The sequence below is a fragment of the Aliivibrio friggae genome (assembly GCF_057368515.1).
Window position 1 is genome coordinate 171,236 of the sequence record NZ_CM170648.1, and the last position, 12,658, is coordinate 183,893.

General features: G+C 31.1%; 9 protein-coding genes. All 9 read left to right on the forward strand.

All coding sequences use genetic code 11. From position 1 onward, the window contains the following. The first annotated feature begins 71 nt into the window (after positions 1 to 71). Complete coding sequence (locus AC2INI_RS00745) at positions 72 to 1,208, forward strand: hypothetical protein (RefSeq protein WP_486305123.1); 1,137 nt, start codon at positions 72 to 74, stop codon at positions 1,206 to 1,208. Beyond that, positions 1,183 to 2,436, forward strand: a complete 1,254-nt coding sequence (locus tag AC2INI_RS00750; RefSeq protein ID WP_486305124.1) for a lipopolysaccharide biosynthesis protein — start codon at positions 1,183 to 1,185, stop codon at positions 2,434 to 2,436. The genes AC2INI_RS00745 and AC2INI_RS00750 overlap by 26 nt, the downstream gene beginning before the upstream one ends. After that, positions 2,436 to 4,181: an asparagine synthase (glutamine-hydrolyzing) gene (asnB, locus tag AC2INI_RS00755; protein ID WP_486305125.1), complete on the forward strand. Its 1,746-nt coding sequence runs from the start codon at positions 2,436 to 2,438 to the stop codon at positions 4,179 to 4,181. Before AC2INI_RS00750 ends, asnB begins: the two co-directional genes overlap by 1 nt. A gap of 65 nt (positions 4,182 to 4,246) precedes the next feature. Beyond that, a complete protein-coding gene (locus tag AC2INI_RS00760) occupies positions 4,247 to 5,305 on the forward strand; it encodes a glycosyltransferase (RefSeq protein WP_486305126.1) in 1,059 nt (352 codons plus the stop codon). Continuing rightward, complete coding sequence (locus AC2INI_RS00765; RefSeq protein ID WP_486305127.1) at positions 5,305 to 6,915, forward strand: ATP-grasp domain-containing protein; 1,611 nt, start codon at positions 5,305 to 5,307, stop codon at positions 6,913 to 6,915. Before AC2INI_RS00760 ends, AC2INI_RS00765 begins: the two co-directional genes overlap by 1 nt. Then, entirely contained in the window at positions 6,899 to 7,834 is a 936-nt protein-coding gene (locus tag AC2INI_RS00770) for a glucosamine inositolphosphorylceramide transferase family protein (protein ID WP_486305128.1), read from the forward strand. Before AC2INI_RS00765 ends, AC2INI_RS00770 begins: the two co-directional genes overlap by 17 nt. Continuing rightward, positions 7,815 to 9,677 carry an acyltransferase family protein gene (locus tag AC2INI_RS00775; protein WP_486311218.1) on the forward strand — a complete coding sequence of 621 codons (1,863 nt, stop codon included), beginning with the start codon at positions 7,815 to 7,817 and terminating at the stop codon, positions 9,675 to 9,677. The genes AC2INI_RS00770 and AC2INI_RS00775 overlap by 20 nt, the downstream gene beginning before the upstream one ends. Beyond that, complete coding sequence (locus AC2INI_RS00780) at positions 9,674 to 10,771, forward strand: glycosyltransferase (protein ID WP_486305130.1); 1,098 nt, start codon at positions 9,674 to 9,676, stop codon at positions 10,769 to 10,771. Before AC2INI_RS00775 ends, AC2INI_RS00780 begins: the two co-directional genes overlap by 4 nt. Before the next feature lie 716 nt (positions 10,772 to 11,487). After that, positions 11,488 to 12,654, forward strand: coding sequence for a nucleotide sugar dehydrogenase (locus AC2INI_RS00785; protein WP_486305131.1), 1,167 nt, complete (start codon positions 11,488 to 11,490; stop codon positions 12,652 to 12,654). The last annotated feature ends 4 nt before the right edge of the window (positions 12,655 to 12,658 follow it).

The following is a 12,658-nucleotide window of genomic DNA, read 5'->3' on the forward strand; positions in this document are numbered from 1 at the left end:
ATATTATTTACTTCATCCCTTTAGAGATAATTAGTAAATATACCTAGTGCTGATTTTCTGGGGGCATATAAATGTTCAGAAGCATACAAATAAATATTAAGATAGATACCTTCATAGTTTTTATTATATTATTATTAAGTACTTTAATAAATTATCAAACTACGATTTTATATATTGTTATTTTATCATTATGTATATTAAGTTTGGTGCTACAAAGTAATAAATACAATAAAAATAGTATAGTTATAGTATCAGCTATATTTTTGTTTTTGGTGTTTCAATTTATGCACGGGGCGATTAGGTTTGGAGTAAGTCTAGAAAGTTTTAAAGCCTTGAACTATTATATTACATTCTTTTTTGTATGCCTTGTCTTTTATAAACGTATAAAAAATTCTAGAATGGAACGTCTTGTTGATGCTGTACTTGTACTCCATATTTTTTACTTTCTTTATCAATTCATTTCTTTATATATTTTAAAAAACCCTCACTATTTTACGCCATTAGAATTATTAGGTCGTGATAATCGAATTTCTGGAACGGGTAACATAAAAGATATTTATAGGTTGAGCGGGATTTATGTTGAACCTGGTACTTACGCAACATCACTCTCTTCTTTAATGTTTTTTAAATTATTTATAAATAAAAGTTTAACTAAGAATCAAGTGATTTTAGCAATAAGTTATTATTTTACTCTATCTTTTCAATCTATTTTACTTGCAACAATAAGCTTGCTAAAACTTATGAAGCGGCCAAGAAATATTTTTATTTTTATTTTTATAATATTCATTACTATTTCTTTCTTTAGTGCTCATTTGGAAAAGGTATTTAGCTATATAGGATTGAGAATAGGAAATATGATAAACTCAAGTGATAATTCTCTGAATAGTAGGTATGAAATATTTAATTTTTTTTTAAATGGTGAAATATATGATTTTATATTCGGTTATGGTATAGGAGTTAACCCTTGCAATTGTCTTATACCTGATGGGGGAATGTGGATGTCTTCTTGGATATCATTTGGAGTGATAGGTTTTTTAGGGCTGTTATTTTTATTCATTCCAATATATAGATATTCAGGTTTTTATCCAAGTGTATTTTTTCTTTGTATGCTGTTTACCAAAACAGAGGTATGGCATCTTCCCTTTTCACTAGTTATCAGCTCTGCAGCCTATAGTTTATTTTATGTTAAAAAGAATATTATTAAATAGTGCAACACTATTAACGTCATCTGTAACAGCATCTATTCTGATATTAGTAAGTATTAGTTTGATTACAAAAAACTTTACGCTTGAGATAGTAGGCTCGTATTTACTAATGAGAGGGATCTTCGAGTTTATCGGTATGTTCATTTCTCTTCAATCTTGGCAGTGCTTATTAAAATTAATGAGTGAAGAGAAATTTATTTCAGAACAGCGAAACCTTTTCGCCATAATGTTATCTTTAGAAGTGTTAATTAGTTTGGTTGCTGGCTTTTTTATTTTTAACATATCACATATGTTAGTTATAGCTTTTGATCTAAATGGTTTTGATGATGTGGTAAAAATATATAGTTTTATTGGACTTGTTTATGCAGGACAAGTTAGTTTCTCTGTTTTTAGGTTAAGCAATAAATTTAAATATCAAGCGTATCTCGAAATTTCCAGTGCTTTGGTAACTTTAATTGGAGTCCTAATATTAATAGTATTAGATATGAGTATTCAAAGTGTGTCGATTTATATAATTACAGTATTGATGTTTTTTTCTTTTTTAAGCATTGTAATTTCATTTTTAATGCTGCCACCAAGCAAGACCTCTTTTATAAAAACTATTATTAAGTTACGAACAACATATGCATTATCATTTCTAAAGTACAATTATCTTGATACATCAATAAGAGTAAGTAGCCGAAAATTAGATGTTGTTATAATTGGTTATATATTATCGCCTAGTAGTGTAGCGATTTATCAAATTGCAGTTAAATTCTCAAGTATAATTGGAAGACTAGCCAATCCGATTTATCAAACTTTATACCCAGAGTTTGTTAAAATTCTTAAAAGTGAAAAAAAACATGAGTTAAAGGTTATTACGTATAAGATAACAAAAATATTAGTATTCTTTAGTGTTGTCTCTTATTTGTTCGTACTGCTTTATGGAGATGTAATTTTAGCCATGGTATTTGGAGATGAATATGTATCAGCTCTTCTTCCTGTAAAAATTTATCTTCTAGCTGTCATCATTTCTACAATATCTTTGCCGATCAGTCCTATTTACATGGCACTTGGAGAACTTAAACGTTCAACTTACAACCAGTTAGTGTCAACGTTAGTCTATATTGGAGCTTTGCTTATTCTAGTTCCAATGTTCAATGTTATTGGAGCAACAATAGCATATGTGATTTTTTATATATTTTGGGTTTTTATGAGCTTAAAGTACCTTTTAGATAGAGAGTTAATATAATGTGTGGTCTTTTCGGTTTTGCAGGAAATAATAACCCAGAAGAAATAAAATTAAAAATAGCTTTAGATTCTATGAAAAATAGAGGGCCTGATGGAATGGGTATCTATAAGTATAATAATGTAGCCATGTGCCATAGTAGACTGAGTATTCATGACTTGTCTGAAAATGGTAGCCAACCTATGGTATCTGAAGATGACAGCTTGGTTATAGCTGTTAATGGTGAGATATATAATTATATTGAACTTAGAGATGAATTGGCTAATAAATATAATTTTAAAAGTGAGTCAGATTCAGAGGTTGTTCTACATGGATTCGTTGAGTGGGGAATTAAAAAGCTATTAGATAAATTAGATGGTATGTATGCAATATCTATTTTGGATAAAAAATACGACAAACTCTATTTGGCAAGAGATAGAGCTGGTATTAAACCTTTATATTATAAAAATAATGGTGAGTTTTCGTGGGCCTCTGAATTAAAGGCTATTATTAGTTACTTTGGAAAGGATAATTTCACCATTAATCAGACAGCATGTTATGATTTTTTAACATATGGCTATATACCTGCCCCGAAGAGTTATTATAGTGAGATAAGTAAACTTTGTCCTGGAGAAGTATTAGAGTTCGATATAGAAACAAATTCTTTTTACACAACAAAATATTGGCTATTAGAGTCTAATGACTTAGAAACAAAAAAAGACGAAGAACTTTGTGATAAATTAAGAACTTTACTAAGGGAATCTATAACGGAGCAAATTGTTTCCGATGTGCCGGTAGGTTTTTTCCTTAGTGGGGGAATTGACTCTTCGGTTGTATGTACAATATCATCTCAATTAATAAATAATATGTCAACTTTCACTATTGGTTTTGATGATGAAATAAAAGATGAAAGTAAATATGCTAAAATGATAGCGTCAAGCCTGTCAACGAATCATGTTGAAAAAATATTAGATAAAAATAGTTATGCAGAAGTAAAGAATAAAATATACGATTGGTATGATGAACCTTTTGCAGATACGTCTTGCTACCCTACATATTATGTATCGAAACTAGCATCGGAAGCTGTTACGGTAGTATTGACTGGAGATGGTGCAGATGAATTATTTGGTGGTTACGCATGGTATGAAGAGTATGACAAATTATCTAATAGAGCGATTAATCTTTCTAAATTAGGAAAAATATTTAAGCTCACTTCTACTTTATTTCCATTTTCAACTAAATTAGTACGTTTTATAGAGAAAAAATATGTTTTGGAAGGTTTCGACCTTTATACAAGACTGCTTGGCGGGCTGACAAAGGCTGAGAAAATGAAATATAAAAGGGAATTCAATATCCCTAAAAGTTATGATGATTATTGGTTTTACAGGCAATTTTTTGACCTTGATTCAGTAAAGGCTACTCGTAAAGATCTTCAGTATATTGATTTTAATTGCTTTATGCCTGAAAGTGTCTTAACAAAGGTGGACAGAGTAAGTATGGATTGTTCTATCGAATCAAGAATTCCATTTCTTAGTAAAAATCTAATTGAATTTGCTTTTTCTATTCCCGAAAAAAATATTTATGTAGAGGGTAAATTGAAAGGCTTGTTAAAAAAGACATATGAAGATGTTCTTCCTATTGAAATATTGAATAGGCGTAAAAGTGGTTTTAGCATCCCTGCAATATCATGGAATGCAGATTTTACTAGAACTAGTCAAACCAAATTTGAAAATATGCTTTTTAAATTTATAAGGCAAAATAAAAAATGAAATTGTCTTATATATCTTCTTCATTTTTGTATACTACTTCCGCAAATAATATACATGTAATAAAAATGACAAGTGCCCTTTCTAAATATTTTAGTTTTATAGATCTTTATTGTCCAAACAGAACTAATAGAAAATATAAAACGATTGAAATTAACCGGAAATATGCAATAGAGCAAAGCCTCAACCATAAAATATCAGAGATTAGTGTTTGGAATAACCAGTTATGGCAGTTGATTTATCTATTTAAGGTTTTAATTCTTGTTCTAAATTCAAAAAGCGATTGCATTTTAAGCAGGAATTTTATTGGCGCGTTATTAATGGCTTTTATTGGAAAAAAAACTATCTATGAAGTGCATGATACCCATGTGCTTAGTAGTAGGGTTAAACGTTATATTTATTTATGGATGGTGAAAAAAAATAACTATATTGGAACCGTGTTCATCACAAAAAGCTTATCTTCTGTTTATTTGGCTGTTCATCAAAATAAACACATAGTTTTAGCTGATGGAGCCGATGTACCAGAAAAAGAAATTATTAGAAAAGGTAAAGTTGATGATTTTACTCTAACTTATATTGGGTCTTTTAATAAAGGAAAAGGACTTGAACTGTTAGAGAAGCTTTCTTGGAAGCTACCTGAAAAAGTTAAACTAAATATAATAGGTGGGAATAATAAAGAGATTGAGAAGCTTATTGAGAGCTTTAACCTTAAAAATGTAGTTTTTCATGGTTATAAAAACCAAAGTGAGATTTTTAATATAGTTAGTTATACGGATGTATTTTTACTCCCTAATCAAAATAAAGTTTGGGGTAACGGCACTACAAAAGACACAAGAGATATTGGAAGTTATACATCACCGTTAAAAATGTTTGAGTATATGTCATATAAAAGGCCAATAATCGCATCTAATATTAGCGTGCTAAAAGAAGTATTAGACGATACTTGTTGTATTTTTGCTGATCCTGAAAATGAAATGGAATGGATAGAAGCAATAGATAAAATTCGCAATGATAGTATATTATATGATGAAATTGTTAATAACTCATACGATAAGCTAGTTCATAATTATACTTGGGATAAGAGGGCTAGCAAAGTGTACAAAATATTTAATAATAAGGATTCGTAGTGAATATAGCAATATTGGGTAGTAATGATCGAGCTGGTCTTACCGTAGTGAGACAGTTGGGAAATAAGGTCAATAAAATATATGTATTTAGAAGTGATCAGAATAAATCATTATCTTGTGTTTCAAAACATGTTACCGAAAGCATCTTTTTTGATGTGAATAACGAAGGGATTAAGGAGCTATTGGTAATACTTAGGAAACTTAAAATTACGACAATATTACCAATAGATGATGTAAATGCATTATTCATTATAAATAACTATTATGAGCTATCTTCCGAATTCAAGTTACTTTCTCCTGAGCCTGAAAGTTATTATAAGGCTGTTGATAAATACTCAATTAAATCGTTATGTGATGATGTACATCTAAAATTCCCCCCAACTATGCTCATCACTAAGTTTGATGACATGAATGACGTAGATTTCTCAGAATATACATACTTTAAGCCTCGTTTAAGTACCGTATTAGATCATGGTGTTTATAAGAAGTTAAATGTAAAAAAAATAACTAATCAAATGAAAAAGTTTAATTTTATTTCCGATCATATTCCCTTTGTAAATGTATTATGTCAAAAACAATTAAAAGGTTATGGTTTAGGTATAAATGTTTTAGCTTTTAAAGGAGATATTAAGTCTGTAAGTACCAATATCCGAGTACATGAACCTAAAGATGGAGGAGGCTCTTCCTACCGAAAAAGTGAAAAAGAGTTAAACCCAAAGCTAAACAATATTATATGTAGAATCGTCAAAGAGCTTAATTGGTCAGGTGTTCTAATGGTGGAGTTATTAGCTACCGAACATGGATATTACTTAATTGAAATAAACCCAAGATTTTGGGGGTCTTTATCTCTTACGGAATTCTCTGGTCATAAAATTGTTAAGAATCTTATAAATTGCTTTTACGGTAAAGTTCTTATACCTGATATATATAAACAAGTCTGGGCTCGGCATTTACTCAAGGATTTTAAGTGGAATGTTAAAAATATTTCTTTTAGAAATATATTAAATCTCATTACTGCACCTATTCGAATTATGAAAGGCAATGAACGGTTTGATGTGGAGTCAATATATGATCCATACCCGATGATATATCAATTCCTGGTATTAACTAGATTATTTTTAAATAAAAAAAAACAATTATTACCTAAAATAGGGAGCAGATATTTTCATAACTTTATTGTTGATCGGATCAAATGTGTTGAGCAGTTTGAAAAAGAGACTGCTTATATGTTTTTGTGCAAAGGGAATATTAATAGAAGTGCCTATGCCGAGTATTATTTAAAATCATTAGGTTATGAAAATGTTAGTTCTTCAGGATATTTACCTAAGGAGAAATCTAATAGGATGATGAGCTATGAAATGCTATTATTGAATAAATTTGATTCAAACATGATTAATCATCGTTCATCAACGCTTGATAAAAATAAATATATAAATATTACTGTAATAGCGATGGATTTGGAGTGTTTTTTAATAGCAAAATCTATTGGGGTAAGTGATATAAAAATGCTATCAATAGACTCAGTAAAGGATCCTCATGGTAAAGATTTGGAATTCTTTAAATACGTGTTAATTGATATCGAAAGGAAGATAAATGCGAAAGTTAATTAAACGTATATATATAAAACTATTCTTTTATGATTCTTGGAGGATTGGACTTTTAGATAAACGGGAATTAGAAGCTATTCTTAGTAATAATTTTATTAGTGATTCAAAAGTCAACTGGTTAAATTTTGGCAAGGATCATTACCAAGCTGATCCATTTTTTTTGTGTATTAAAGGCGAAGTACTTATTGCATATGAAAGAATGAATTTATGGAGTGGAGTTGGACGGTTATCCGCTTGTACATTTAATGGTGAATTTAAAGATATCTTTTCTAGTATAAATAACTCGAATGGGCATAAATCTTTTCCGCATATTATAGTCAATGATGGGAAGTATTATTGTTTACCAGAAACGTCAGATAATAATACATTAACATTATACCAATTAGATGAACAATTTAATGACTTTCAATATAAAAGCACTTTACTCAAAGGTATATCTGCTAAAGACTCGATTATCTTTGAATCTAATGATATTTTTTATCTCTTTGTTTCTGTTAAGAATCAGTCAAATATCTATGAGCAGCATCTATATTACTCTAAAGAGTTAGATGGTGTTTACATTGAACATAATTGCTCTCCTATCGCGATTTCAAATGTAACGGGTCGTAATGCTGGAAGTATTGTATCTATCAACGAAAGTCTTTATAGAGTAAGTCAAGATTGTTCTGAATTTTATGGAAAGTCTATTGTTTTTAATGAGATAACGATTTTAAATCTTGATGATTATGAAGAAGTTATTTATTCAAAAGTAGGCATTGATTCCAAAGATAAATATGGTTTGCATTCGTTTAATATACATAATGATAAGATTGTCATTGATGCTAAGGAGCGAAAGTTTTCTATATTGACTCCAGTGATGAAATTCTTTTCAAAAATAAATAAATTTAAAGAGAAAGTTAAAAGTGAAAAAGTTAGATTATAGGTCCGAAATAGATGGGATGCGCGCACTTGCTATTTTACTAGTTATTGTATTTCATTATCTTCCTGGTTATTTAACTGGTGGCTTTATAGGCGTAGATATATTTTTCGTTATCAGTGGATACTTGATTACTTCAATTATTGTATTTGAGATGGCAAATAATAAGTTTTCATTTAGAAAGTTTTATTCTCGTCGAGTCGTTCGGTTATTCCCATCAATTTTATTTCTCTATGCCTTTATACTATTATATGTAGTGCTTATGTATTCCCCAAGAGAACTTGATTATTTTGGAAAAGATATATTCTTCTCTGCAGTAGGCTTATCAAACATTTGGTTTGCACAAGGAGTTGATTATTTTACTGGAGGGGCTGCTAATAATCCATTAATACATTTTTGGTCGTTAGCTGTTGAAGAGCAGTTTTACTTGGTTTTCCCGATAATTGCATTAATATTATTTAAGCTAAACTTTTTAAAGAGGGGAGTCTGGTTCTTATTTGTTATTTTTTTAGTCATCGGTTTTTTCGGGGCTTGGACTAAAACTAAAGGTGTTTATTATTTACCACAATATCGATTTTTTGAATTGCTCTTTGGTTGTGTATTGGCTCTGTATAATGTAAAGCATTCATCACGTGTATTGTATATTTTATCTGTTACTTCTTTATTGGCGATCGCATTTTTTATTGATAAGAGCTTTCATTTTCCAGGTGCAATTGCTTTACTTGTATGTGTGTTATCTGGTTTTGTCATTATCTATAATAAAAAAAGCATGCTTAATAATAAAATACTAGTTTATATCGGTTTAGTTTCATATCCATTGTATTTGTTTCACCAACCTGTTCTGGTATTTATTAAAAGGCATTTTGAAGTAAATATTATGACAACAATTTTTGCTTTCTTAATATCATTAGCTCTTGCTATATTTTCTTTTGAGGTGGTAGAGAAAAAAGCAAAAGAAATTAATAAAAAAAGTCTATCAAAAGGTAGATATATCATTTTATCATGCTCACTTTTAATGTTAGTAGCATTATCTGGGTATTTTTTTGCAAAATCTCAGGGATTTCCTCAAAGGTATCTATTTAACTCTACTGCATTAAATCAATTTAAAAATATTGAACCTTCTTTTTATAAAAACTATAAAAATGGAATACTAGAAAGTGAATATAAAAAAGTACTTTTCGTAGGAGACTCTGTCCTTCAGCAGTATATAAATCCTATCAGTCAAGCGTTAGGATTGAAAGGTAATCAAATATCAATGGTAACAAGGGGAGGTTGTGTAATTTTAAAAGGAATAGACTTTTTAGATAAGGTTTCAGGTATTTCGTGTGAATCTTTAAACGAGTATGTGTTCTCTATAGAGAATAAGTATGATTTAATTGTATTTTCCCAATATTGGGCTGGATATGATGGTCAGCTTCTTACAAATATAAGCGAAAAAAAACTTGATCGTTGGGATGAGTATATAAGTAACACACTAAGTTATTATAAGGAAATATCTAAAAAAGTGGTCATTATTGGCCAGCATATTGAAATTGATGGAACTGATAGGATCCAGCCTTCGATGTTTATTAGTGAAAAAGATATTCAAAAAGCAGTTAAGCGTTTAGAAGTTTCTCAGGGAAGAAAAGAGCGTTCAGAAGCAATATCTTATTTCGCTAAGTATCAATCGAGCAATGTAATTGTAATTCATCCATTTGAGATATTTTGTGGATCTACATCTTGTCAAACATCGAATTTTGAAGGTAATAGTTATTTTCGAGATAATATTCATACCACACACATTTCAGATACTTTTGTCGCAGAACAAATAAAAAATAAAGTTAACATTATATTTGGAGTTGGTCGATGAAAATTGTTCATATAATAAACTCCCTTTCTACTGGTGGAGCGGAGAAACAGCTTGTGCAAATAGCGCGAACTAATTGTGAAAACCATGTTATATGTACGCTGTCAAATGAATTTACACCATTGTGTGAGGAAATTAAAGGACAAGTCAATCTAGTCCAATTTAATTTTACAAAATATAATTTTGTCTTTGAATTTTTAAAATTATTTTTCTTCATAAAAAATGAAAAAGCAGCTGTATTGCAAGGCTGGCTTTACTTATCAAATATTGTGGTATTAGTCGTTTATATCTTATCTTTGGGAAAGCAGAAGGTTGTTACTAACGTTAGAAGAACTGAAATACCGAAAGGAAAAAACAGATTATTTGCAAAGTTAGGGGCTTATTTTTCAATAATACTACCTGTACCAATTATATGTTGTGCCCACAGCGGCATAAGTTCACATGTTAGCTTTGGCTACAAGAAATCTCGCTTTATTTGGATTCCTAATGCAGTCAACGATAATCGATTCTGCATTAAAGATATCCAAATAAATAAATCTCCAAAAATAATTAGGATTGGAACTATTGGGAGAGATGTTAAAGAAAAGGGCTATGACCTTTTAGCTGGAGTTATTGCTGCTTGTAATGAAAAAATATCTATTTTCCCAAAAGAAGTATCTTTTGTTTTTGTTGTAGTCGGTCGAGGGGTTACAAGGAATAAATCATTAGTTTCATTGGATAAAACTAAGTTTGATAACAGGATTTCACTAGAACTATACGAGGAAAAAGATCAAATAGAGTTAACTATGCAAAAAAATAATATATATTGTCAAACATCCTATACGGAAGGTTTCCCCAATGTTCTAGCTGAAAGCATGGCGTGTGGATGTTTTCCTATCGCATCCTCAGTCGGAGATACATCTCTTTTACTAAATTCTTATGGTATTCTTATTAAGGACTTAACACCAGTCAATTACCTTGAGGCTTTAAATACTTACTGTCGAATAAGCGAAGAGGAAAGGTTATTATTAAGCTATAAAATTTCAAAGGAAATTCAGTTAAAATTTAGTCAAGAAGAAGTTAACAAAAAGTACGTGACCTTGTATGAGGAGTTATAAAAATATTTACTTTTATACTGAATTTGAATTTCTATAATGTTCTAGTTTTTTGATATTTTCTAAGCCACTTTTTTTGTTTTTCTGAATACGTTTCGTGTAGCGTTAAATATCCTATTGAGCTGTGACAACGCATGTATAAAATACCATTTTTTCATAAATCTAGGTGAGAGATTTAAAAATCATTACTAACTCATCATGAGTGTGTGATTTTATGTATTTCTAAAAAAGTGGAATAGCCTGAATTAAAAATACTTGGTTTGCGGATTCACATCGAATGGTAGGTGGCGATAAAGCAAAAAAGTAAGTATTCGTTATTATATCAGCTCCGCTGAGCTAGATACGGAGAGCTTTGCTCATTCTGTTCGTGGTCATTAGGGTATTAAAGTCGATGCATTGGTCTTTAGATGTCAGTATACGAGAAGATGAATGCCAAGTGTTACTTGGAAATAGTGGGCAAAACTTCGCACGTTTTCGTCATATAGCTTAATTTACTGAAGAAACGTAAAAGTAATGACAGCGTAAGCTGAGCTCAAATGAAATTATTCGTGAATGGTGAGTACAAAGGAAAGCTAGTGCTTGGTTGAAAAATGTTCATTCGTTTGACGTGAGCAACTTATACGTGAGCCTTGAACTTATATGGGAACCCAGTGATATCTATCGAACCGTTATGGAAAACGGGGTTCTATTAATTTATACATTGATAACTGGTTACAAAAATGAAAATTGCAATTGCCGGTACAGGCTATGTAGGCTTATCAAATGCGATGTTATTATCACAGCATAATGCTGTTGTCGCAGTCGATATTATCGAAGAAAAAGTGAGATTACTGAATGACAAATTATCTCCAATCGTTGACGTTGAAATTGAAAATTTCTTGGCGAACAAGCCATTAAACTTCACTGCAACACTCGATAAAGAGTTAGCTTATCTCAATGCGGAATTTGTGATTATCGCTACACCAACAGATTACGATGTTGAAACTAACTACTTCAATACATCATCAGTTGAAGCGGTAATTAAAGACGTGATGGCTATCAATCCAAACGCGGTGATGGTTATTAAGTCGACCGTGCCTGTGGGCTATACTGCGCGCATTAAACAAGAGCTAGAGTGTGAAAATCTCATGTTTTCTCCTGAGTTCTTACGTGAAGGCAAAGCCTTATACGACAACCTACACCCATCTCGTATTGTCGTGGGTGAACGATCTGAGCGTGCTCAAGTTTTTGCGAACTTGTTGTTAGAAGGGGCTATTAAAAAAGACGTTGAAATCCTGTATACCGACTCAACAGAAGCCGAAGCCGTAAAGCTGTTCTCTAACACCTACTTGGCACTTCGTGTCGCTTATTTTAATGAGCTAGACACCTACGCAGAATCTCATGGGTTAGATACGCGCCAAATTATCGATGGGGTAAGTTTAGACCCTCGTATTGGTTCGCACTACAACAATCCTTCATTTGGTTACGGTGGTTATTGCTTACCAAAAGATACTAAGCAATTGCGTGCCAACTACTCTGATGTACCAAACAATATTATTGGTGCGATTGTGGACTCTAATACCACACGTAAAGATTTTATTGCGGACTCTATTATTAAAAGAAACCCAAGACGTGTCGGTATTTACCGGTTAGTGATGAAGTCAGGCTCTGACAATTTCCGCGCTTCCAGTATTCAAGGTATTATGAAGCGTCTTAAGGCAAAAGGTATTGAAGTCGTGGTGTTTGAACCAGAGCTTAAAGATAAAGAGTTCTTCCACTCATTAGTATTAACGGATTTTGAGCAGTTTAAATCAGGCTGTGACGTTATTGTTTCAAATCGCATGGCTCAAGAATTGGCGGATGTAAAAGACAAAGTGTACACGCGTGACTTATTTGGTTCAGACTAAGGAA

Coding starts and splice junctions, on each gene's coding strand:
- AC2INI_RS00745 (WP_486305123.1), top strand. CDS start 72: ATGTTCAGAAGCATACAAATAAATATTAAGATAGATACCTTCATAGTT.
- asnB (WP_486305125.1), top strand. CDS start 2,436: ATGTGTGGTCTTTTCGGTTTTGCAGGAAATAATAACCCAGAAGAAATA.
- AC2INI_RS00770 (WP_486305128.1), top strand. CDS start 6,899: ATGCGAAAGTTAATTAAACGTATATATATAAAACTATTCTTTTATGAT.
- AC2INI_RS00780 (WP_486305130.1), top strand. CDS start 9,674: ATGAAAATTGTTCATATAATAAACTCCCTTTCTACTGGTGGAGCGGAG.
- AC2INI_RS00760 (WP_486305126.1), top strand. CDS start 4,247: ATGACAAGTGCCCTTTCTAAATATTTTAGTTTTATAGATCTTTATTGT.
- AC2INI_RS00785 (WP_486305131.1), top strand. CDS start 11,488: ATGAAAATTGCAATTGCCGGTACAGGCTATGTAGGCTTATCAAATGCG.
- AC2INI_RS00750 (WP_486305124.1), top strand. CDS start 1,183: ATGTTAAAAAGAATATTATTAAATAGTGCAACACTATTAACGTCATCT.